Source organism: Ruegeria sp. BHSB172 (genome assembly GCF_059613165.1).
Genome location: NZ_JBXWRZ010000041.1, coordinates 1 through 21,044, shown reverse-complemented (window position 1 = coordinate 21,044; position 21,044 = coordinate 1). Strand labels below are relative to the sequence as shown.

At 63.3% G+C, this 21,044-nt stretch carries 22 protein-coding genes; 13 read left to right on the top strand and 9 right to left on the bottom strand.

The window, feature by feature from the left end; all coding sequences use genetic code 11:
• Positions 1–22 precede the first annotated feature (22 nt).
• On the top strand, positions 23–601 hold the full coding sequence (locus tag AC2FM3_RS14855; protein ID WP_496683241.1) for a TetR/AcrR family transcriptional regulator: 579 nt from the start codon (positions 23–25) through the stop codon (positions 599–601).
• An 18-nt stretch (positions 602–619) separates the two neighbouring features.
• Here AC2FM3_RS14855 and lpdA read toward each other — a convergent pair whose 3' ends face one another.
• The 7 genes from lpdA to sucC form a co-directional block, all read right to left on the bottom strand.
• On the bottom strand, positions 620–2,008 hold the full coding sequence (gene lpdA, locus AC2FM3_RS14850; protein ID WP_496683240.1) for a dihydrolipoyl dehydrogenase: 1,389 nt from the start codon (positions 2,006–2,008) through the stop codon (positions 620–622).
• 69 nt (positions 2,009–2,077) lie between these two features.
• Complete coding sequence (locus tag AC2FM3_RS14845) at positions 2,078–2,347, bottom strand: hypothetical protein (RefSeq protein WP_496683238.1); 270 nt, start codon at positions 2,345–2,347, stop codon at positions 2,078–2,080.
• A 4-nt stretch (positions 2,348–2,351) separates the two neighbouring features.
• Positions 2,352–3,845 (bottom strand): 2-oxoglutarate dehydrogenase complex dihydrolipoyllysine-residue succinyltransferase, encoded by a 1,494-nt coding sequence (gene odhB, locus AC2FM3_RS14840; protein ID WP_496683236.1) that lies wholly within the window; start codon positions 3,843–3,845, stop codon positions 2,352–2,354.
• 6 nt (positions 3,846–3,851) lie between these two features.
• Positions 3,852–6,806, bottom strand: coding sequence for a 2-oxoglutarate dehydrogenase E1 component (locus AC2FM3_RS14835; protein ID WP_496683233.1), 2,955 nt, complete (start codon positions 6,804–6,806; stop codon positions 3,852–3,854).
• Positions 6,803–7,345 (bottom strand): DUF805 domain-containing protein, encoded by a 543-nt coding sequence (locus AC2FM3_RS14830; protein ID WP_496683231.1) that lies wholly within the window; start codon positions 7,343–7,345, stop codon positions 6,803–6,805. Before AC2FM3_RS14830 ends, AC2FM3_RS14835 begins: the two co-directional genes overlap by 4 nt.
• A 44-nt stretch (positions 7,346–7,389) precedes the next feature.
• Positions 7,390–8,274, bottom strand: coding sequence for a succinate--CoA ligase subunit alpha (gene sucD / locus AC2FM3_RS14825; RefSeq protein WP_496683228.1), 885 nt, complete (start codon positions 8,272–8,274; stop codon positions 7,390–7,392).
• An 84-nt stretch (positions 8,275–8,358) separates the two neighbouring features.
• Positions 8,359–9,552, bottom strand: coding sequence for an ADP-forming succinate--CoA ligase subunit beta (gene sucC, locus AC2FM3_RS14820; RefSeq protein ID WP_496683226.1), 1,194 nt, complete (start codon positions 9,550–9,552; stop codon positions 8,359–8,361).
• 368 nt (positions 9,553–9,920) lie between these two features.
• Between sucC and AC2FM3_RS14815 the strand changes: the two genes are divergently transcribed.
• On the top strand, positions 9,921–10,913 hold the full coding sequence (locus tag AC2FM3_RS14815; protein WP_496683223.1) for a zinc transporter ZntB: 993 nt from the start codon (positions 9,921–9,923) through the stop codon (positions 10,911–10,913).
• Positions 10,914–11,011: 98 nt separating this feature from the next.
• On the opposite strand, the gene mdh is transcribed toward AC2FM3_RS14815, so the two are convergent.
• Positions 11,012–11,974 (bottom strand): malate dehydrogenase, encoded by a 963-nt coding sequence (gene mdh / locus AC2FM3_RS14810; protein WP_496683221.1) that lies wholly within the window; start codon positions 11,972–11,974, stop codon positions 11,012–11,014.
• Between the two features lie 160 nt (positions 11,975–12,134).
• Between mdh and AC2FM3_RS14805 the strand changes: the two genes are divergently transcribed.
• The gene (locus AC2FM3_RS14805; RefSeq protein ID WP_496683218.1) at positions 12,135–12,890 is read left to right on the top strand and encodes a sulfite exporter TauE/SafE family protein; all 756 of its coding nucleotides are present in this window, start codon (positions 12,135–12,137) and stop codon (positions 12,888–12,890) included.
• 3 nt (positions 12,891–12,893) lie between these two features.
• Here the strand turns inward: AC2FM3_RS14805 and AC2FM3_RS14800 are convergent, their stop codons facing one another.
• Positions 12,894–13,199, bottom strand: coding sequence for a hypothetical protein (locus AC2FM3_RS14800; protein WP_496683215.1), 306 nt, complete (start codon positions 13,197–13,199; stop codon positions 12,894–12,896).
• Between the two features lie 168 nt (positions 13,200–13,367).
• Between AC2FM3_RS14800 and AC2FM3_RS14795 the strand changes: the two genes are divergently transcribed.
• The 10 genes from AC2FM3_RS14795 (at position 13,368) to AC2FM3_RS14750 (ending at position 20,642) form a co-directional block, all read left to right on the top strand.
• Positions 13,368–14,225 carry an HpcH/HpaI aldolase/citrate lyase family protein gene (locus AC2FM3_RS14795; protein WP_496683213.1) on the top strand — a complete coding sequence of 286 codons (858 nt, stop codon included), beginning with the start codon at positions 13,368–13,370 and terminating at the stop codon, positions 14,223–14,225.
• A gap of 6 nt (positions 14,226–14,231) precedes the next feature.
• On the top strand, positions 14,232–14,786 hold the full coding sequence (locus AC2FM3_RS14790) for an NnrU family protein (RefSeq protein ID WP_496683211.1): 555 nt from the start codon (positions 14,232–14,234) through the stop codon (positions 14,784–14,786).
• Positions 14,787–14,798: 12 nt separating this feature from the next.
• Entirely contained in the window at positions 14,799–15,005 is a 207-nt protein-coding gene (locus AC2FM3_RS14785; RefSeq protein WP_496683208.1) for a DUF1737 domain-containing protein, read from the top strand.
• On the top strand, positions 15,005–16,033 hold the full coding sequence (locus AC2FM3_RS14780) for a MaoC family dehydratase (protein WP_496683206.1): 1,029 nt from the start codon (positions 15,005–15,007) through the stop codon (positions 16,031–16,033). Before AC2FM3_RS14785 ends, AC2FM3_RS14780 begins: the two co-directional genes overlap by 1 nt.
• Positions 16,034–16,093: 60 nt before the next feature.
• The gene (locus tag AC2FM3_RS14775; protein WP_496683204.1) at positions 16,094–16,756 is read left to right on the top strand and encodes a DUF1194 domain-containing protein; all 663 of its coding nucleotides are present in this window, start codon (positions 16,094–16,096) and stop codon (positions 16,754–16,756) included.
• Positions 16,757–16,970: 214 nt separating this feature from the next.
• A complete protein-coding gene (gene sdhC / locus AC2FM3_RS14770) occupies positions 16,971–17,357 on the top strand; it encodes a succinate dehydrogenase, cytochrome b556 subunit (protein WP_496683201.1) in 387 nt (128 codons plus the stop codon).
• A 13-nt stretch (positions 17,358–17,370) separates the two neighbouring features.
• Positions 17,371–17,742 carry a succinate dehydrogenase, hydrophobic membrane anchor protein gene (gene sdhD / locus AC2FM3_RS14765; protein ID WP_496683199.1) on the top strand — a complete coding sequence of 124 codons (372 nt, stop codon included), beginning with the start codon at positions 17,371–17,373 and terminating at the stop codon, positions 17,740–17,742.
• Positions 17,743–17,761: 19 nt separating this feature from the next.
• Complete coding sequence (gene sdhA, locus AC2FM3_RS14760; RefSeq protein ID WP_496683195.1) at positions 17,762–19,567, top strand: succinate dehydrogenase flavoprotein subunit; 1,806 nt, start codon at positions 17,762–17,764, stop codon at positions 19,565–19,567.
• A gap of 12 nt (positions 19,568–19,579) precedes the next feature.
• A complete protein-coding gene (locus AC2FM3_RS14755) occupies positions 19,580–20,359 on the top strand; it encodes a succinate dehydrogenase iron-sulfur subunit (protein ID WP_496683194.1) in 780 nt (259 codons plus the stop codon).
• A 136-nt stretch (positions 20,360–20,495) separates the two neighbouring features.
• Positions 20,496–20,642: a hypothetical protein gene (locus tag AC2FM3_RS14750; protein ID WP_496683191.1), complete on the top strand. Its 147-nt coding sequence runs from the start codon at positions 20,496–20,498 to the stop codon at positions 20,640–20,642.
• The last annotated feature ends 402 nt before the right edge of the window (positions 20,643–21,044 follow it).

Sequence of the window (21,044 nt, the reverse complement as noted above, 5' to 3'; positions counted from 1 at the left end):
AAAAAACATGCGAACAAGCCTCATGCAAAAGACAATTCAGAAACGAACCCTGAAAACCCGCGCCAAGCTGCTGCAGGCGGCGGCGGATGTGGTGCAAAAGAACGGATACCAGGCATTGCGCGTGGAAGAGGTGGTGCAGGCCGCCGGTGTGGCCAAGGGCACCTTCTTTGCCCATTTCCACGACAAGGACGCGCTGATGGAGATCCTGATCGGCGAAAAACTGGACGCTTGTCTGGATCAGGCGCAGGCGGCGGAAACGCCGAACACCGTGCCCCAGATCATCGAGGCCCTGGCCCCGGTGCATGATTTTATGATGTCGGAACGCTATGTGTTCGACCTGCTGATCCGTTATTCCGGTGCCGCCGCGATCTCTGAAATCGGGCCGATCGCCTATTGCTTCGAGAAATACTTTCGGATCGTGATGATTTGGCTGGATCAGGCCGAGGTCCGACAGGACGTGTCGACCGACCTGCTGGCCGAGGGCGTGCAGGCCTTTGCCATTCAGGCCATGTCACTGAAATTCTGCGCCCTGCATTCGGCGACGACATTCACCGACCGGCTGGAAACCTATCTGCGGGCGTGGCTGACTCCGGCGGCCTAACCGCCGGAGCCGAACTCATCAGGCGTGGATCGGACCGTCTCCGCAAGCCAGCGCGGCCTCGCGCACGGCCTCGGAATAGGTCGGGTGCGCGTGGCAGGTCAGGGCCAGATCCTCGGCCGAGGCGCCGAATTCCATCGCCACGCAGACCTCGTGGATCAGATCGCCCGCACCGGGGCCGATGATGTGGCAGCCCAGGATACGGTCGGTCTCCTTGTCGGCCAGGATCTTGACGAACCCGTCGGCGGCAAAATTCGCCTTGGCGCGGCCATTGCCCATGAAGCTGAACTTGCCGACCTTGTAGGCGCGGCCCTGCTCCTTGAGGGTGGCTTCGGTCTCGCCGACATTGGCAACCTCGGGCCAGGTGTAGATCACGCCCGGAATGACGCCATAATTCACATGGCCACGCTTGCCCGCAACCACTTCGGCGGCGGCCATGCCTTCGTCCTCGGCCTTGTGAGCCAGCATCGGGCCTTCGATCACGTCGCCGATGGCGTAGATGCCCGGCACGTTGGTCTGCCAGTCCTTGCCCACCTTGATCTGGCCGCGCGGGGTCAGCTCGACCCCCAGCGCATCCAGCCCCAGACCGTCATGGAACGGCTTGCGCCCGGTGGCGACCAGAACGGTGTCGGCCTCGATCACGTGCTCGCTGTCATCCTTGCGCAGCTTGTAGGTCACCTTGGCCTTGGTCTTGGTCGCCTCGGTCTTTTGCACCGCGGCGCCCATGACGAAGTTCAGGCCCTGCTTTTTCAGGATGCGCTGGAAGGTCTTCTGCACCTCGGGGTCCATGCCCGGGGTGATGACGTCGAGGTATTCGATCACCGTCACCTCGGCGCCCAGACGCTGGTAGACCGAGCCCAGTTCCAGCCCGATCACGCCTGCGCCGATCACCACCAGCTTTTTCGGGATCTTGCCCAGCTCCAGCGCGCCGGTCGAGGTTACGACGACCTTCTCGTCCACCTCGACGCCGGGCAGCGAGGCCGCCTCGGACCCGGTGGCGATGATGATGTTCTTGGCCTCGTGCACGTCGTCACCGACCTTGACCTTGCCGGGCGCGGGGATCGAGCCCCAGCCCTTGAGCCAGTCGATCTTGTTCTTCTTGAACAGGAACTCGACGCCCTTGGTGTTGGTGTCGATCACGTCCTGCTTGTAGGCCTGCATCTGTTTCCAGTCGACCGAGGGGCTTTTGCCCTTGAGGCCCATCTTGGCAAAGTTGTGCTCGGCCTCGTGCAGTTGGTGGCTGGCATGCAACAGCGCCTTCGAGGGGATGCAGCCCACGTTCAGACAGGTGCCGCCCAGCGTCTCGCGCCCTTCGACGACGGCGGTTTTCAGGCCCAGCTGCGCGCAGCGGATGGCGCAGACATAGCCGCCGGGACCGGCGCCGATTACGATGACGTCATAGTTAGCCATTTTGTTCTCCCAAATCCGCGGAGTGTATTTTGAACGGCGACCCGAAGTGCGGGCCGCCGGTGTTTCGGCCTAGACCGGTGTCAGCAGCTTGACCTGGATATGTGCCACGCCACCGCGTTCGTGATGCATGGCCAGTTCTTCCGAGTCGAAGAACGTCCGGGCCTTGTCCAGGTCGGCGACTGCGAACAGCGCCACCGCGTGGTCACGCTGATCGGGGTCTTTCCACACATGCAGGTCGACGATCCCGGCCGCCTTGCGCATGGGCTGATCCTCGCGGAACACCTTCAGCCAGGCGTCGAAATCGGCCACGTCGGCCTGCCAGAGTACGTGCGTTGCCATGCGATTACAGGTCCATCAGCAGGCGGCGCGGATCTTCCAGCGCCTCTTTCACGCGCACCAGGAAGGTGACGGCGCCCTTGCCGTCGACGATCCGGTGGTCATAGGACAGGGCCAGATACATCATCGGGCGAATCTTGATCTCTCCATTGATGACCATCGGGCGTTCCTGGATCTTGTGCATGCCCAGAATGCCCGACTGCGGGGGGTTCAGGATCGGCGAGGACATCAGCGAGCCGTAAACGCCACCGTTGGAGATGGTGAAGGTGCCGCCCTGCATCTCGGCCATGCTCAGCTTGCCTTCGCGGGCGCGCTTGCCCTTCTCGGCGATGGCCTTCTCGATCTCGGCGAACGACATCCGGTCGGCGTCGCGGATCACCGGAACCACCAGACCCTGCGGGGTGCCGGCGGCCACGCCCATGTGGACGTAGTTCTTGTAGACGATGTCATTGCCGTCGATCTCGGCATTGACCTCGGGCACTTCTTTCAAAGCGTGGCAGCAGGCCTTGGTGAAGAAGGACATGAAGCCCAGGCGCACGCCGTGCTTCTTCTCGAACTGGTCCTTGTACTGGTTGCGGATGGCCATCACCTCGGTCATATCCACCTCGTTGTAGGTGGTCAGGATCGCGGCGGTGTTCTGCGCGTCCTTCAGGCGCTTGGCGATGGTCTGGCGCAGGCGCGTCATGCGCACGCGTTCCTCGCGCGCGGCATCCTCGGCGGCCACGGGTGCGCGCGGGGCTGCGGCCGGTGCCGGGGCGGCCGCGGCAGGGGCTGCGGCGGTGGCCACGGCGCGGGCCACGTCTTCCTTCATGATGCGGCCATCGCGGCCGGTGCCGGTGACCTGATCGGCCGACAGGCCGGCCTCGGCCATGGCCTTTTCGGCCGACGGCGCATTGGCCACGTCCTTGCCGGTGGCGGCTGCTGCAGGGGCAGCCGCGGCCGGTTCAGCAGGTGCGGCGCCTGCTTCAGCGCCCGAGATCACCGCCAGTTTGCCGTTGGCCTCGACGGTTGCGCCTTCGGGGGCCAGGATTTCGGCCAGAACGCCGGCGGCGGGGGCGGGAACCTCGACCGAGACCTTGTCGGTCTCCAGCTCGCACAGCATTTCGTCCTGCGCGACGGTGTCGCCCACCTTCTTGAACCAGGTCGAAACGGTGGCTTCGGTCACGGATTCGCCCAGCGTGGGCACCATCACGTCAACGCTGCCGCCCGAGGCCGCAGGGGCAGCCGCCGGGGCGGCTTCGGCCTTGGCCGGGGCAGCACCCTCGCCGGCCTGGATCGTGGCCAGCAGCGCATCGACACCCACGGTCTCGCCTTCGGCCGCGACGATCTCGCCCAGCACGCCGGCGGCGGGCGAAGGCACCTCGACCGTGACCTTGTCGGTCTCGAGCTCGCACAGCATTTCATCGACCGCCACGGTGTCGCCGGGCTTCTTGAACCAGGTCGCAACGGTGGCTTCGGTCACCGACTCGCCAAGCGTTGGAACACGAACTTCAATCGTCATCGTTTCTTATCCTTCAATGCTCAGCGCTTCGTTCACGAGCGCCTCTTGTTGGGCTTTGTGTTGGCTGGCCAGACCCGTCGCGGGCGAGGCCGAGGTGGCGCGGCCCACATAGCTGGGCCGGGTATGCTTGGCGCCGATCCGGGTCAGGACCCATTCGATGTTGGGTTCGATGAAGCTCCAGGCGCCCTGGTTCTTGGGCTCTTCCTGGCACCAGACCATCTCGGCCTGTTTGAACCGCTCAAGCTCGTTGATCAGCGAATGGGCCGGGAACGGATAGTATTGCTCGATCCGCAGCAGATAGATGTCGTCGATCCCGCGCGCGTCGCGCTCCTCGAGCAGGTCGTAGTAGACCTTGCCCGAACACATCACCACGCGCTTGATCTTGTCGTCGGGCACCAGTTGCGTGTCCGAATTGCCCTTTTGCGCGTCGTCCCACAGCACCCGGTGGAAGCTGGACCCGGTGGTGAAGTCCTCGGCATTGCTGATCGCCAGCTTGTGGCGCAGCAGCGATTTGGGCGTCATCAGGATCAGCGGCTTGCGGAAGGTGCGGTGCAGCTGACGGCGCAGGATGTGGAAATAGTTCGCGGGCGTGGTGCAGTTGGCCACGATCCAGTTGTCCTGGCCGCACATCTGCAGGAACCGCTCCAGTCGCGCCGACGAGTGCTCGGGGCCTTGCCCCTCGAACCCGTGCGGCAGCAGGCAGACAAGGCCGGACATGCGCAGCCATTTGCTTTCGCCCGAGCTGATGAACTGGTCGAACATGATCTGCGCGCCATTGGCGAAATCGCCGAACTGGGCCTCCCACAGAACCAGCGCGTTGGGCTCGGCCAGCGAATAGCCGTATTCGAAGCCCAGAACCGCGTATTCCGACAGCATCGAGTCGATCACCTCGTACTGGGCCTGTCCGGAGCGGATGTGGTTCAGGGGATAGTAGCGCTCTTCGGTTTCCTGGTTGATGAAGCCCGAATGGCGCTGGCTGAAGGTACCGCGGGTGGCGTCCTGCCCCGACAGGCGCACCGGGTAGCCCTCGGTCAGCAGCGACCCGAAGGCCAGCGCCTCGCCGGTGGCCCAGTCAAAGCCCTGACCGGTTTCGAACATCTGCTTCTTGTGTTCCAGCAGGCGGCCCACCGTCTTGTGCAGGGCAAAGCCTTCGGGCACCTTCACCAGCGCCTTGCCGACCTCGGCCAGGGTGTCGGGCGAAATCGCGGTTTCGCCGCGGACATATTCTTCCTTGTTCTTGTCCAGATGCGACCAGCGCCCGTCCAGCCAGTCGGCCTTGTTGGGCTTGTATTCCTTGGCGGCCTCGAACTCGTCGTTCAGATGCGCCTGGAACGCGGCCTTCATGTCCTCGATCTCGCCCTCGGGGATCAGACCGTCCTTGACCAGCCGCTCGGTGTACAGCGACAGCGTGGTCTTGTGGGTCTTGATCTTCTTGTACATGATCGGGTTGGTGAACATGGGCTCGTCGCCCTCGTTGTGACCGAACCGGCGATAGCAGAACATGTCGATGACCACGTCCTTGTGGAACTTCTGCCGGAACTCGGTCGCCACCTTGGCGGCATGCACTACCGCCTCGGGGTCGTCGCCGTTGACGTGGAAGATCGGGGCCTCGACCATCAGCGCGATGTCGGTCGGATAGGGGCTCGAACGCGAGAAATGCGGCGCGGTGGTAAAGCCGATCTGGTTGTTCACCACGATATGCATGGTGCCGCCGGTGCGGTGGCCGCGCAGACCCGACAGGCCAAAGCCCTCGGCCACCACGCCCTGACCGGCAAAGGCCGCGTCTCCGTGCAGCAGAACGCCCATGACCTGGGTGCGCTCGGTGTCGCCGTGCTGGTCCTGCTTGGCGCGGACCTTGCCCAGAACAACCGGGTTTACCGCCTCCAGATGCGAGGGGTTCGCCGTCAGCGACAGGTGCACGGTGTTGCCGTCGAACTCGCGGTCGCTCGAGGCGCCCAGGTGGTATTTCACGTCGCCCGAGCCGTCCACGTCCTCGGGCTTGAAGCTGCCGCCCTGGAATTCGTTGAAGATGGCGCGGTAAGGCTTGCCCATCACGTTGGCCAGGATGTTCAGACGGCCGCGGTGCGGCATGCCGATGACGATTTCCTTCAGACCCAGCGCGCCACCGCGCTTGATGATCTGCTCCATCGCTGGGATCAGCGCCTCGCCCCCGTCCAGGCCGAACCGCTTGGTGCCCATGTATTTCACGTGCAGGAACTTCTCGAAGCCTTCGGCCTCGACCATCTTGTTCAGGATCGCCTTGCGGCCTTCCTTGGTAAAGGCGATTTCCTTGCCGTAACCCTCGATCCGTTCCTTCAGCCAGGCGGCCTGTTCCGGGTCGGAAATATGCATGTACTGCAGTGCGAAGGTGCCGCAATAGGTGCGCTTCACGATCTCGACGATCTGGCGCATGCTGGCGACCTGCAGACCCAGCACGTTGTCTATGAAGATCGGCCGGTCCATGTCGGCGTCTGTGAAGCCATAGGTCTTGGGGTCCAGCTCGGGGTGGGGCTCGGTCGAGCGCATGCCGAGCGGGTCGAGATCGGCAACCAGGTGCCCGCGGATGCGGTAGGCCCGGATCAGCATCAGAGCGCGGATCGAGTCCAGCACTGCGCGCTTGACCTGCTCGTCGCTGACCTCGACGCCCGCCTTGGCGGCCTTTTCCTTGATCTTGTCGCCGGCCGCCTTGGCATCGGTCTCGGCCCATTCGCCGGTCAGGGCGCCGGTCAGGTCATCATTGGGCATCGGCGGCCAGTCGGGGCGCGCCCAGGAGGGGCCCTGCGCCTCTTTCTGGACGTCGGGTGCTGCGTCTCCCATCTGTCGGAAGAACTCGGCCCAGGCCGCGTCGATGGCGCCGGGGTCCTTGGTGTACTGGGCGTAAAGCTGCTCCAGATACTCGGCATTGTGCCCCTGCATGAAGCTCGAGGCATGGAAGGCGGAATTGGGCGAGTGTTCGGTCATTGGGCTACCTCATATGGGTTGGGACCGTATTTGTTGGTGCCCGGCTGGCTGGGGCGGGACAGCCACCACAGCACCAGCAGGGGCGACACGAAAAGAACCAGCAGCGTCGGGATCACGATCAGCAGCGTGGCGCGGGTAAACAGGATGTCGAGGTTTCCGCCATGCTGGAAGCTCGAGGCGAGGCCGATGCCAAAGACCAGAACGGCCGCAGCCCCAAGGATCAGAAGGACCGGCAGCAGGGCATAAAGCCCACTGCGCCCGGTATCGTGCATCCGCCGCCAGGCCACGGCCAGATGCGGGAAAAACACGATCAGGCCGACAATCGTCTGAACCGGCTGGCTGGATACCGCGGTGACCGAGGTTCCGGCCTCGGTCTGGATGGTCGAAACCTGGGTGAAGAACTGCCAGTCGATGACTGCGGCGATCGCGTTCCAGATCACGATGAACAGCAAAAAATACCAATACTCGGGGCGAGAGGCCCGCCCCGAGAAGGTGAAATACTTGGAGAAACACGTTCTGACGGCTTCGGTGAAGGTCATGTGTTTCGCTCCGCTGGGGCCGGCCCGCAAGTCGGGCCGGCAGGTTACTTGCCGATCGCTTCCAGCACGGCCTCGCCCAGCTTGGCGGGGCTTTCGGCCACGACGATGCCGGCGCTGCGCATGGCTTCGATCTTGTCTTCGGCACCGCCCTTGCCGCCGGCGACGATGGCGCCCGCGTGACCCATGCGGCGGCCCGGAGGCGCCGTGCGGCCAGCGATGAACCCGGCGACCGGCTTCTTGCGGCCTTTCTTGGCCTCATCCGCCAGGAACTGCGCGGCTTCTTCCTCGGCCGAGCCGCCGATCTCGCCGATCATGATGATCGACTCGGTCTCGTCATCGGCCAGGAACCACTCCAGCACGTCGATATGCTCGGTGCCCTTGATCGGGTCGCCGCCGATGCCCACGCAGGTGGACTGTCCCAGACCCACATCGGTGGTCTGCTTGACCGCCTCGTAGGTCAGCGTGCCGGAACGCGACACGACGCCGACCGAGCCACGCTTGTGGATGTGGCCGGGCATGATGCCGATCTTGCAGGCGTCGGGCGTGATGACACCGGGGCAGTTCGGGCCGATCAGGCGCGATTTGCTGCCTTCCAGCGCGCGCTTCACCTTCATCATGTCCAGCACCGGAATGCCTTCGGTGATGCAGACGATCACTTCCATCTCGGCGTCGATCGCCTCGAGGATCGAATCCGCGGCAAAGGGCGGCGGCACGTAGATCACGGTGGCGTTGGCCTCGGTCTGGTGCTTGGCCTCGTGGACCGAGTTGAACACGGGCAGGCCCAGATGGGTCATGCCGCCTTTGCCCGGCGTCACACCGCCGACCATCTTGGTGCCATAGGCGATGGCCTGTTCAGAGTGGAACGTGCCCTGCGAGCCGGTAAAGCCCTGACAGATCACTTTGGTATTTTCGTCGATGAGGACTGCCATTTGGCGTTCTCCTGTTTTCGGCGGGGTCCGACCCGCCAGCATTCATCGGAATGGCGGGCCGTGACCCGCCCTGCGTTAACGGGTTCAGCCCTTGACCGCCTTCACGATCTTCTGCGCGGCGTCGTCCAGGTTGTCTGCGGCGATCACGTCCAGGCCCGAGCTGTTGATGATCTCTTTGCCCTTCTCGACATTGGTGCCTTCCAGACGCACCACCAGCGGAACCTTCAGGCCCACCTCTTTCACCGCGGCGACGACGCCTTCGGCGATGACGTCGCAGCGCATGATGCCGCCGAAGATGTTGACCAGGATGCCTTTGACATTCGGGTCGCTGGTGATGATCTTGAACGCCTCGGTCACTTTCTCTTTGGTGGCGCCGCCGCCCACGTCCAGGAAGTTGGCCGGCTCGGCTCCGTAAAGCTTGATGATGTCCATCGTGGCCATGGCCAGGCCCGCGCCGTTGACCATGCAGCCGATCTCGCCATCCAGCGCGATGTAGTTCAGGTCGTATTTGCTGGCTTCCAACTCCTTGGGGTCTTCCTCGGTGGTGTCGCGCAGTTCGGCGATGTCGGGGTGGCGATAGATCGCGTTGCCGTCAAAGCTCAGCTTGGCGTCCAGCACCTTGAGGTCGCCGCCCTCGGCCACGATCAGCGGGTTGATTTCCAGCATCTCCATGTCCTTCTCGACGAAGGCTTTGTACAGGATGCCCATCAGGCGCACGCACTGCTTGACCTGCCCGCCTTCCAGACCCAGCGAGAAAGCGATGCGGCGGCCGTGGAACGGCTGATAGCCGGTGGCCGGGTCAACCGAGAAGGACAGGATTTTCTCGGGCGTCGCGGCGGCCACTTCCTCGATGTCCATGCCGCCTTCGGTCGAGCACACAAACGAGATGCGGCTGGTCTGGCGATCGACCAGCAGGGCTAGGTACAGCTCGCGCTCGATGCCCGATCCGGCCTCGATATACACGCGGTTGACCTGCTTACCTTCGGGGCCGGTCTGGTGCGTGACCAGCGTGCGGCCCAGCATCTTCTTGGCTTCTTCGGCGGCTTCCTCTACCGATTTGGTCAGACGCACGCCGCCCTTGTCGCCGGCGTCGGGTTCCTTGAAGTGACCCTTGCCGCGGCCCCCGGCATGGATCTGCGCCTTGACCACCCAAAGCGGGCCGTCCAGTTCACCGGCTGCGGTTTTCGCCTCTTCCGCACGCAGTACCGCGCGACCGTCCGAAACCGGCGCGCCATAGCTGCGAAGAAGGGCCTTGGCCTGATATTCGTGAATGTTCATCGAAACTGTCCCGTCTGACTACGATTGGATCGTTATAGGGGTGTCCAACGGGCAAAATTAAAGGGTTTTCTTACCGGAAGAAGGTTTTTGCCGAGGATTTTCCGTTTTTGTGATCACGGCATTTTGGGGTGTGATCACAAAAGATGAGTTGGTTGATGTTGATTCGACCCGCCGAGAATCTGTCGCAAAAATACATTCAAGAGCCGCCTTCTAAGCCGTTTGCGCCAACAGTACTGGCTCGGATCGCGGTGGAGTATCGGGCCTCGCCGAATTCGAATGACTTGGCGCCGGCGCGCTTGGCCGCTAACCTGTCTGGACCTGTCTTGATCCGTCAAGATACTTGGGTCGAATAAGAAATGACTGAGCGGATGACAGTGACCACTCCTTCCCTTCCCGACACGATGACCATGATCTTCGATGGATCTGGCAATGCGCGGCTGCTGGATGCCGATGGCTTTCCCGCTTGGTCACCCCGCGGTCCGGAAGAGCAGTTTGCCTGGCAGCACTTGCGTCTTGAGGGAGAAGGCACGGTTGCGCTGCTCCGCGCCGCCGGGCTGGATGAGTTCGTGATAGATGCGCTGATGGCCGGCGAAACACGGCCCCGCTGCACCGTGCATGGCGGAGGCGTCATCCTGAACCTGCGGGGCGTGAACCTGCTGGAGGGGCAGCCGCCCGAGGACATGATCTCGGTCCGACTGTGGCTGACGGAAACAAAGATCATCGGTGTCTGGCGCCGCCCACTGGATGCGGTTGCGGACATGCTGGCGGCAATCGATCGTGGGCAGGCACCGCGATCGCCAGGTGACTTCGTCGCGCGGTTGGCCTTGCGGCTGGCCGACCGGGCCGAGCCCGCCATCACCGATCTGAACGAACGCGTGGATGACCTCGAGGAGTTGCTGTTGGAGCCGGACGCCGAGATTTCCCGGGCTGAACTCGCGGCGATCCGCAGGTCATCCATCGTTCTGCGGCGATACCTAGTGCCACAGCGCGATGCGTTGACGACGCTCGAGATCGAAGATTTGCCCTGGCTGCAGCCCTATGACCGGTCGAGATTGCGCGAAGCCTCGGAGCGCATCTACCGCATTGGCGAAGATCTGGCGGCCGTGCGCGAACGGGTTCAGATCATTCACGACCAGCTGATGGATGAACGTGCCGAACGCATGAACAACCGTATGCTGGTATTGTCAGTGGTTAGCGCCGTATTTCTGCCCCTGGGTCTGGTGGCTGGCGTGCTGGGGATCAACGTCGGCGGCATCCCCGGGGCCCAAGACCCGAACGCATTCTGGGTTGTTTGTTTGCTGCTGGTGGCCCTGGGAGGGGTGCTGTTGCTGGTGGCGCGATGGCTTGGGATGTTTCGCTGACCGTCCTGTCAATCGAAACGCCCCGCCGGTGGGCACCAGCGGGGCGACGATCGATTGTTTGACGAGGCCACCGGAGCCCCGGTGACCCGAGCCGAGTGTTACGCCAGCGAGCTGTCGATGCCTTTGCAGGCCTCAACCAGACCCTTCACGGCGTTGACTGACTTGTCGAACATGTCCTGTTCTTCCGCGTTCAACTGGATGTTCACGATCCGCTCGATGCCGCCGGCGCCGATTACGGTAGGCACGCCTACATACATGCCCTTCACGCCCAACTCGCCATCGCAATAGGCCGCGCAGGGCAGAACGCGCTTTTGGTCTTTCAGATAGGCTTCGGCCATTTCGATCGCCGAGGTGGCAGGCGCGTAATAGGCCGAGCCGGTCTTCAGCAGGCCGACGATCTCGGCGCCGCCGTCACGGGTGCGCTGGACGATGGCGTCCAGCTTCTCCTGCGTGGTCCAGCCCATCTTGACCAAGTCGGGCAGCGGGATGCCGGCAACGGTCGAATAGCGCACCGAAGGCACCATCGTGTCGCCATGGCCGCCCAGAACAAAGGCGGTGACGTCCTTCATCGACACGTCGAATTCTTCGGCCAGGAAGTGGCGGAAGCGGGCCGAGTCCAGCACGCCGGCCATGCCGCAGACCTTGTTGTGGGGCAGGCCCGAGAATTCGCGCAGCGCCCAGACCATCGCGTCCAGCGGGTTGGTGATGCAGATGACGAAGGCGTCGGGGGCGTGGGCGGCGATGCCTTCACCGACCGACTTCATCACCTTCAGGTTGATGCCCAGCAGGTCGTCACGGCTCATGCCCGGCTTACGCGGCACGCCGGCGGTCACGATGCAGACGTCTGCGCCTGCGATGTCCTCATAGGACTGGGTGCCCTTCAGCTTGGCGTCAAAGCCCTCGGACGGGCCGGATTCGGCGATGTCCAGCGCCTTGCCTTCCGGGATGCCCTCGGCGATGTCGAACAGAACGACATCCCCCAGTTCCTTCATTGCTGCGAGGTGGGCAAGCGTGCCCCCGATCTGACCTGCGCCGATCAGCGCGATCTTGGGTCTGGCCATTTGGATTGTCTCCGCTCGGTTTTGAAATCGCGGTTTTGCTAGTCGCTAAAACGCCGTTGCGCAAGGGTTCTGCGGCGCGGCATGCGACCGCATACCGTTTGCCTGCCCCGGGCCGGTTGCGCTAAACCACCCACAGGACAAGCCGTTTCGAGGCCGCCGCATGGTCGAATTGAACCTGATGTTTTTTGCCGTGGCGATCCCGGCCGTGATCTTTGCAGGCATTTCCAAGGGCGGCTTCGGCTCGGGCGTGGCCTTTGCGTCGTCGTCGATTCTGGCGTTGATCCTTGATCCGGGGCAGGCGCTGGCGCTAATGTTGCCGATCCTGATGGTGATCGACCTGGCCACCCTGCGCCCCTACTGGAAACGGTGGAACTGGCCCGACGCGCGTCTGCTGATGCTGGGCGCGGTGCCGGGCGTGGCGCTGGGCGCGCTGCTGTACCGGGCGACCGACGAAGACCTGCTGCGCCTGCTGATCGGGGGCATTTCGGTGGGCTTCGTTGTCTGGCATGTGGCGCAGACCCGCGGCTGGGTGCGCGGCTTCGCCAACCGCCTGCCGCCTCCGGCCGGGCTGTTCGCGGGGCTGGTCGCCGGCTTCACAAGCTTCGTCAGCCACGCCGGCGGCCCGCCCGCCGCCGTCTATCTGCTGACACAGCGCCTGACGAAGACCGAGTTCCAGGCCACCACCGTGCTGGTCTTCTGGGTCATCAACATCGCCAAGTCCCTCCCCTATGCCTATCTGGGCATGTTTACCCTGCAGACCGCCTGGGCCGACCTGCTGCTGACCCCTTTCGCCATCCTCGGCGCCTGGCTGGGCGTGCGCGCCCATTGGATGATGTCCGAGCGCCTGTTCTTTGCTATCGCCTATGTTCTGCTGACCCTGACCGGGTCAAAGCTGATCTGGGACGCGCTGATCTGACTGTCATGTATTCGGAGGCAGGGCATCGGCCAGCGTCTCATAGGCCTCGCCCGCGGCCACCAGGCAGGTCAGCCCGTTGGGCAGTGTCACGGTGATCGTCCAAGTGCCGGTTTCGTCCGAGGCAAAGACCTCCATAGCCGCACCCTGCCGCGCCATGCCGATACCGCGCCGGGTCTCGCCATAGGTCTCTGCCAACCGCTGCAGCACGTCCGGTCGTGGCGCACAGTTCGACGTTTGCGCCTGTACCTGCTGCGCCGCCAGCACCATGACTCCCAGCCCCATCGTCATCTGAAACAACCGCTGATTCATTTCCGGCCCCCTGTGCCTGTTGACTGGACCAAGGCTGCCGGAACCCTCTGCAATTGCGGTAAAACCACCGGGCGTTGCGTTGCATGCTGCAATGCGGCGATTTTGGCCTTGAAGTTTACGGCAAAAAATGCCCCATTCTGCGCAACTTTATTTCAACGAGAGGTTCCCATGGATCCGCGCCAGCGCCCCTACCGATCCGTTCTCTACATTCCCGGCTCCAAGGAACGGGCGCTCGACAAGGCGCGCTCGCTGCCGGTCGATGCCATCATCTTCGACCTGGAAGACGCGGTTGCCGCCGATGAAAAAGAGAACGCACGCGAAACGCTCAAGGCCGCGCTGGCGACGGGCGGCTATGACCCGCGCGTCAAGATCGTGCGAATCAACGGTCTGGACACCCCTTGGGGCCGCGCCGATGCCGAGGCCGTGCGCGAGATGGATGCCGACGTGGTGCTGCTGCCCAAGGTCAACTCGGCCGCCGATGTCGATGCGCTGGCCGCAATCACCGGCGACCTGCCGATCTGGGCGATGATGGAAACCCCGCGCGGCATGCTGAACGCGGCCGAGATCGCGGCCCACCCGCTGATGGCGGGCTTTGTCATGGGCACCAACGATCTGGCCAAAGAGCTTCAGACCCGATTCCGCCCCGACCGCCTGCCGCTGATGACCTCGCTGGGTCTGTGCCTGCTGGCCGCCAAGGCCGAGGGGCTGGTGATCGTCGATGGTGTCTACAACGCCTTCAAGGATACCGAGGGGCTGGCCGTCGAATGCGCGCAGGGCCGCGACATGGGTTTCGACGGTAAGACCCTGATCCATCCCGCGCAGGTCGAGGCCGCCAACACCGCCTTCGCCCCCTCCGAGGCTGAGATCGACCTAGCCCGCCGTCAGATCGCCGCTTTCGAAGAGGTCGAGGCCAAGGGGCAGGGCGTTGCCGTGGTCGATGGCAAGATCGTGGAAAATCTGCACGTTGTAACTGCCCGCGAAATTCTGGCAAAAGCAGAGGCGATATCAGCTTTGCAAGCGGGGTAAGCCAGCATGGGCTTCGTTCTTCTCATTCTCGGTGTGGCGCTTTGGTGGGCCGCACATCTGTTCAAGCGCCTGATGCCCGCCCGCCGCGCGGCCATGGGTGACGCCGGCAAGGGGGCCGTTGCGGGTGCGCTGGTCGTGTCGATCCTGCTGATGATTTTCGGCTATCGCATGACCGATTTCATCCATGTCTGGGCACCACCCAGCTTCATGATCCACATCAACAACCTGCTGGTGTTAATCGCGATCTGGATGATGAGCCCGGCCGGAACCAAGGGCCGACTGCTGAACAAGGTGCGTCATCCGATGCTGGGCGGGTTCAAGCTCTGGGCCTTTGCGCATCTGCTGGTCAATGGTGATCTGGCGTCGATCATCCTGTTCGGCGGCCTGTTGGCATGGGCGGTGGTCGAAGTGATCGTCATCAACAAGTCCGAGCCCGACTGGACCCCGGGCGAGCCGGGAACGCTGGGCAAGGATGCGATGTTCTTCGTGGCCTCGATCGTGCTGCTGGGCGTCATCGGCTACATTCACGGGCTGGTCGGCCCGTCTCCGTTCCCGGGCTAGGCGGGTGATCTGATGGCGAAACTTTATCGACTGCTGACCGAAGAGGACACCTCGGCCTTCTGCCACAAGGTGTCCGAGGCGCTGGCCAAAGGGTGGGAGCTGCACGGCTCTCCGGCCTATGCGTTCGACCCGTCCACCAACAAGATGCGCTGTGCGCAGGCCGTGACCAAGCAGGTCGCGGCCGATTATTCCCCTGACATGAAACTGGGACAGCAGTAATGGCAAAAACCAATCCGGGCCGCTTTTTCGAGGATTACGCCATCGGGCAGGTGCTGCACCATGCGGTGCCCCGCACCGTGACGGTGGGTGAGCGCGCGCTCTATCATGCGCTCTATCCCGCCCGCCACGCGCTCTATTCCTCGGACGAGTTCGCCCGGAGTTGTGGCCTGCCGCAAAGCCCGATCGACGATCTGGCGGCGTTCCATGTGGTGTTCGGCAAGACGGTTCCGGATGTGTCGCTGAACGCGGTCGCGAACCTGGGCTATGCCGAGGGGCGTTGGCTGCAGCCCGTCTATCCCGGAGACACCCTGCGGTCGGAATCCGAGGTCATCGGGCTGAAACAGAACTCGAACGGCAAGACCGGCGTGGTCTGGGTGCGCACGCGCGGGCTGAACCAGCGCGACGAGGTGGTGATCGAATATGTGCGCTGGGTGATGGTGCGGAAATCGAACCTTGACGCGCCTGCCCCGGAAACCGTGGTGCCGGACCTGAAAAAGGCGCTGGAGCCCGGCGACCTCATGGTGCCGAACGGGCTGGATTTCAGCAAATATGACTTTGCTCTGGCAGGTGAACCGCACCGCTGGGGTGACTACCAGATCGGCGAAACCATCGACCATGTCGACGGCGTGACCGTGGAAGAGGCCGAGCACATGCTGGCCACCCGCTTGTGGCAGAACACCGCCAAAGTGCATTTCGACCTGACTTTCCGACCCGATGGGCGGCTGATCTATGGCGGCCATGTGATCTCGATGGCGCGCGCCTTGTCCTTCAACGGGCTGGCCAATGCGCAGATGATCGTCGGCCTGAACGGCGGTGCCCATGCCAACCCCTGTTTCGCCGGAGACACCATCAAGGCGTGGTCCGAGGTGTTGGACAAGGCCGAAACCGGCGTGCCGGGTGTGGGTGCCATCCGCCTGCGACTGGTGGCGACCAAGGGCGGCGAGCCCTATGCCCTGCGCGGCCAGGATGGAAAGTACAGCCCCGACGTGCTGCTGGATCTGGACTATTGGGCGCTGATGCCGATCTGAGCGGGCCGACCCCCACAGTCTTGTGATTCCGACCGGGCCGAACCGTGCTAGGTTCGGCTCATGTCTTTTCTGCGTATCCTTGCTGCTGCGCTCTGCCTTGGCCGCCCGGCGTCGGCCTGCGATCTGGCGCTGGCTTTGGCCGTGGATGTTTCCGGCTCGGTCGACAGTTCGGAATACCGCATCCAGATGGATGGCCTGGCGGCCGGGTTGCGCGACCCGGTCGTGTCCGAGGCGCTGGTGCGCGGCCAGGCCCGGCTGATGCTGGTGCAATGGACTGGCGAGTCGCGGCAGCGTGTCACCATCCCCTGGACCCGCATCGACGGGTTCGCCGCGGTGGACGCATTTGCGGAACAGGTGGCGACAGATCCGCGCGTGTGGCGCAACTTCTCGACCGCGATCGGCGAGGCGTTGGAAATGACCGTGAACAGTTTTCTGGACGTACCCGACTGCAAGCGCCGCCTGATCGACATCTCGGGCGACGGGGTGTCGAACGAAGGCATTGAGCCGACCGAAATACACGACCTGCTGAGCCGTCAGGGGATCACCGTGAACGCCATCGCCATCGAGGAAAGCGAGCCCGATCTGACCGCCTATTTCTATGAAAACGTCATCGTGGGCGAAGGTGCCTTCGTGGTCTCGGCTGCGGGTTTTGAAGACTATCCCGAACGTATCCGCAAGAAACTGCTGCGCGAAGTCACCCGCCAGACGGCCAGGATCAAGTGACAAAAAAGATTCGTGATCACATCGCTTGCGGCCTGAAAACGCTAACATTGATGGGTGGCGATGAGATTTGTGATCACGGGAATATTTTGCGTGATCACAAACAACGGCCAATAGGGTCATTTGCGCGCAATTTGCTCTTTTTTGCACCTGCGGCGCGTGACAGAGATGTAAAAAGCAGTAAAACCTTCGGTAGCCAACCCAAAAAGGAGCCGCCATGGCCGATGTCAATCGGGGGAACCGCCCGCTTTCGCCGCATCTGTCGATCTATCGTCCACAGTTGACCTCTGTCACCTCGATCCTCACGCGGATCACCGGCAACGCCATGTTGGTGGCGGCGCTGCTGATCGTGTGGTGGTTCCTGGCCGCGGCCACCTCGCCCGAGGCCTATGCGACCGCCAATGCCGTGATTACGTCGTTGCTGGGCGACTTGGTGATGGCTTTGTCGATGTGGGGGCTGTGGTACCACACCCTGGCCGGCATCCGCCACCTGATCTGGGACAACGCCGTCGGGCTGGACCTGCCCACTGCCTACAAGCTGGGTTGGGCGGTCGTGATCGGATCGGTCGTTCTGACCCTCGTCACCCTGTTGATCGTTGCATAACCGGAGGCCTGACATGCGTTACCTTACCGACCGCAAACGTGCCCTTGGCCTGGGCTCGGCCAAATCCGGCACCCAGCATTTCTGGGCGATGAAGGTCAGCTCGGTTGCCTTGCTGATCCTCGTGCCGCTGTTCGTCTTTACCTTCGGGCCGACCTTGGGCCAGCCTTATGACGTGATGCTGGACTACTATTCGCGCCCGTTCCCGGCCATCGTTGCGGCGCTGACGCTGGTCGTTGGCTTCAAGCACTTCGCCGATGGCGCGCAGGTGATGATCGAGGACTATGTGCACGGCACGCTTGAAAAGGTTCTGATCATCCTCGTGACCTGTCTGTCCTATGGCGCGGCCGCCGCTGGCATCTTTGCCATCGCCCGCATCGCCCTCTAACACCCCGGAGCTGAAAGAAATGGCTGCATACGAATACGAAACGCACGAATATGACGTGGTTGTCGTCGGCGCCGGTGGGGCCGGGCTGCGGGCCACGCTGGGCATGGCCGAGCAGGGGCTGCGCACGGCCTGCGTGACCAAGGTTTTTCCGACGCGCTCGCACACCGTCGCGGCACAGGGCGGCATCGCGGCGTCGCTGTCGAACATGGGCCCCGACCACTGGCAGTGGCACATGTATGACACCGTCAAGGGCTCGGACTGGCTGGGTGACACCGACGCGATGGAATACCTGGCGCGCGAGGCGCCCAAGGCGGTGTATGAGCTGGAGCACTATGGCGTGCCCTTCAGCCGGACCGAGGAAGGCAAGATCTATCAGCGCCCCTTCGGTGGCCACACCACTGAATTCGGGGAGGGCCCGCCGGTGCAGCGCACCTGTGCCGCCGCCGACCGGACCGGTCACGCGATCCTGCACACGTTGTACGGACAGTCGTTGAAGAACAACGCGGAATTCTACATCGAGTATTTTGCGATCGACCTGATCATGTCCGAGGACGGTCAGTGCCAGGGCGTCGTCTGCTGGAAGCTGGACGACGGTACCATGCATGTCTTCAACGCCAAAATGGTCGTGCTGGCCACGGGCGGGTATGGCCGCGCCTATTTCAGCGCGACCTCGGCCCATACCTGCACCGGCGACGGTGGTGGCATGGTGGCTCGGGCGGGTCTGCCGCTGCAGGACATGGAATTCGTGCAGTTCCACCCGACCGGCATCTATGGCTCGGGCTGTCTGATCACCGAAGGCGCGCGCGGCGAGGGTGGATATCTGACCAACTCGGAAGGCGAACGGTTCATGGAGCGTTACGCGCCCCACTACAAGGACCTGGCGCCGCGTGACTATGTCAGCCGCTGCATGACGATGGAAATCCGCGAAGGGCGGGGTGTGGGCAAGAATGGTGATCACATCCACCTGAACCTGTCGCACCTGCCGGCCGAGGCTCTGGCCGAGCGGCTGCCGGGGATCTCTGAATCGGCCAAAATCTTTGCCGGCGTCGACGTGACCAAGGAGCCGATCCCGGTTCTGCCGACGGTGCACTATAACATGGGCGGCATTCCGACCAACTATTGGGGCGAGGTGCTGAACCCGACCGCCGACAACCCCACCGCCGTGGTGCCCGGCTTGATGGCCGTGGGCGAGGCCGGCTGCGCCTCGGTGCACGGCGCCAACCGGCTGGGCTCGAATTCGTTGATCGACCTGGTGGTGTTCGGCCGGGCCGCCGCGATCCGCGCCGGCAAGGTGGTGGACCCCGAAGCGCCGAACCCGGTGCTGAACAAGGCGTCGGTCGACAAGGCCTTCGACCGGTTCGACGCGCTGCGCAACGCCAATGGCGCGACCCCGACCGCCGAATTGCGGCTGGAAATGCAGAAGACCATGCAGGAAGATGCAGCCGTGTTCCGCACCGCCGAAACGCTGGCGCAAGGCGTCGAGAAGATGACCGCGATCGCGGCAAAGCTGGACGACCTGAAGGTCACCGACCGCAGCCTGGTCTGGAACAGCGACCTGATGGAAACGCTGGAGCTGACCAACCTGATGCCCAACGCGCTGGCCACCATCGTTGGTGCCGAGGCGCGCAAGGAATCCCGCGGCGCCCACGCGCACGAGGACTTCCCCGAGCGCGACGATGAGAACTGGCGCGTGCACACCGTGGCGCGGGTCGAGGGCAACTCGGTCGAGTTGAGCTATCGCCCGGTCATCGTCGATCCGCTGACGCCCGAAGAACAGGGCGGCATCAGCCTTGAAAAGATCGCGCCCAAGGCGCGGACCTTCTAAGGAGAGGAACACATGGTACAACTGACCCTCCCCAAGAATTCGCGCATCACGACGGGCAAGACCTGGCCCAAGCCCGAAGGGGCGAGCAACGTGCGCAAGTTCCAGATCTATCGCTGGAACCCGGACGATGGCCAGAACCCGCGGGTCGACACCTATTTCGTCGACATGGACGATTGCGGCCCGATGGTCCTGGATGCGCTGATCTACATCAAGAACAAGATCGACCCGACGCTGACCTTCCGCCGGTCCTGCCGCGAGGGGATCTGCGGCTCCTGCGCGATGAACATCGACGGGATCAACACGCTGGCCTGCATCTACGGCATGGACGAGATCAAGGGCGACGTGAAGATCTATCCGCTGCCGCACATGCCGGTGGTCAAGGACCTGATCCCCGATCTGACGCATTTCTATGCGCAGCACGCCAGCATCATGCCGTGGCTGGAAACCAAGACCAACCGTCCCGCAAAAGAGTGGCGGCAGTCGATCGAGGACCGCAAGAAGCTGGACGGCCTGTATGAATGCGTGATGTGCGCCAGCTGCTCGACCTCGTGCCCCAGCTATTGGTGGAACGGCGACCGTTATCTTGGCCCCGCGGCGCTGCTGCATGCCTATCGCTGGATCATCGACAGCCGTGACGAGGCCACGGGCGAGCGTCTGGATCAGCTCGAGGATCCGTTCAAGCTGTATCGCTGCCACACGATCATGAATTGCGCCAAGACCTGCCCCAAAGGTCTGAACCCGGCCAAGGCGATTGCCGAGATCAAGAAGCTGATGGTCGAACGCACCGTTTGACCCCGAACAAAGACCGCACTTGCCGCATTGCGGCAAGTGCATGGCCCACATGTGAAATCATCGGATGTGCGCCGCCCCGGTCGGGCTTATGTTTAGCGCTGGGGAGGAGTGACGGATTGGAAACAGGATCACTCCGATGAAAACCGAAAACAGCACCGCCAAAACCGATGCGGCCGAAGCCCTGAAGTTGCTGGAGCAGGCTTGGGCCTATTATACACCCGCGCCGGCGAAACACGCCGAGGACAAGGAACCCGAACTGTTCGAATACGCCAACGCGGCCTGATGTGCGGCGGGGGTTGGGCTTGAACATCGGCACGATGTGAGCGAAGCAGGGGCATGCCTATTCTTCTGCTCCTGCTCGCCGCCGGTGTATTCGCCTATTTCTTTTGGCGATCGCGCAAGTCGGCGCTGACGCGGGACTGTCGGTGGCGGCGACACCGGAAGGACGGGATCTGGAGCTGTGCATTCTGCGGTGCCGTGTCCCGTTCCGAGACGCAGCCGAACCAGTGCGAGCGAACCGGAACCTGACATTTCGGCGCCAGCGACTCCTTGGGGTTTCCCGCCGACGCGATCTGCGTCACTGTGTCGAAATAATGGACGGACGCAGCATGACGAACCCACCACCCGACGCCGCCGCCCGCCGGGCCATCGCTCCGGTGATCTGCTATCCCAATGACAGCCTGTC

Bases quoted from the DNA above. Each gene is read 5' to 3' on its own strand.
- AC2FM3_RS14855 (WP_496683241.1), top strand. From the start codon at position 23: ATGCAAAAGACAATTCAGAAACGAACCCTGAAAACCCGCGCCAAGCTG.
- lpdA (WP_496683240.1), bottom strand. From the start codon at position 2,008: ATGGCTAACTATGACGTCATCGTAATCGGCGCCGGTCCCGGCGGCTAT.
- AC2FM3_RS14845 (WP_496683238.1), bottom strand. From the start codon at position 2,347: ATGGCAACGCACGTACTCTGGCAGGCCGACGTGGCCGATTTCGACGCC.
- odhB (WP_496683236.1), bottom strand. From the start codon at position 3,845: ATGACGATTGAAGTTCGTGTTCCAACGCTTGGCGAGTCGGTGACCGAA.
- AC2FM3_RS14835 (WP_496683233.1), bottom strand. From the start codon at position 6,806: ATGACCGAACACTCGCCCAATTCCGCCTTCCATGCCTCGAGCTTCATG.
- AC2FM3_RS14830 (WP_496683231.1), bottom strand. From the start codon at position 7,345: ATGACCTTCACCGAAGCCGTCAGAACGTGTTTCTCCAAGTATTTCACC.
- sucD (WP_496683228.1), bottom strand. From the start codon at position 8,274: ATGGCAGTCCTCATCGACGAAAATACCAAAGTGATCTGTCAGGGCTTT.
- sucC (WP_496683226.1), bottom strand. From the start codon at position 9,552: ATGAACATTCACGAATATCAGGCCAAGGCCCTTCTTCGCAGCTATGGC.
- AC2FM3_RS14815 (WP_496683223.1), top strand. From the start codon at position 9,921: ATGACAGTGACCACTCCTTCCCTTCCCGACACGATGACCATGATCTTC.
- mdh (WP_496683221.1), bottom strand. From the start codon at position 11,974: ATGGCCAGACCCAAGATCGCGCTGATCGGCGCAGGTCAGATCGGGGGC.
- AC2FM3_RS14805 (WP_496683218.1), top strand. From the start codon at position 12,135: ATGGTCGAATTGAACCTGATGTTTTTTGCCGTGGCGATCCCGGCCGTG.
- AC2FM3_RS14800 (WP_496683215.1), bottom strand. From the start codon at position 13,199: ATGAATCAGCGGTTGTTTCAGATGACGATGGGGCTGGGAGTCATGGTG.
- AC2FM3_RS14795 (WP_496683213.1), top strand. From the start codon at position 13,368: ATGGATCCGCGCCAGCGCCCCTACCGATCCGTTCTCTACATTCCCGGC.
- AC2FM3_RS14790 (WP_496683211.1), top strand. From the start codon at position 14,232: ATGGGCTTCGTTCTTCTCATTCTCGGTGTGGCGCTTTGGTGGGCCGCA.
- AC2FM3_RS14785 (WP_496683208.1), top strand. From the start codon at position 14,799: ATGGCGAAACTTTATCGACTGCTGACCGAAGAGGACACCTCGGCCTTC.
- AC2FM3_RS14780 (WP_496683206.1), top strand. From the start codon at position 15,005: ATGGCAAAAACCAATCCGGGCCGCTTTTTCGAGGATTACGCCATCGGG.
- AC2FM3_RS14775 (WP_496683204.1), top strand. From the start codon at position 16,094: ATGTCTTTTCTGCGTATCCTTGCTGCTGCGCTCTGCCTTGGCCGCCCG.
- sdhC (WP_496683201.1), top strand. From the start codon at position 16,971: ATGGCCGATGTCAATCGGGGGAACCGCCCGCTTTCGCCGCATCTGTCG.
- sdhD (WP_496683199.1), top strand. From the start codon at position 17,371: ATGCGTTACCTTACCGACCGCAAACGTGCCCTTGGCCTGGGCTCGGCC.
- sdhA (WP_496683195.1), top strand. From the start codon at position 17,762: ATGGCTGCATACGAATACGAAACGCACGAATATGACGTGGTTGTCGTC.
- AC2FM3_RS14755 (WP_496683194.1), top strand. From the start codon at position 19,580: ATGGTACAACTGACCCTCCCCAAGAATTCGCGCATCACGACGGGCAAG.
- AC2FM3_RS14750 (WP_496683191.1), top strand. From the start codon at position 20,496: ATGAAAACCGAAAACAGCACCGCCAAAACCGATGCGGCCGAAGCCCTG.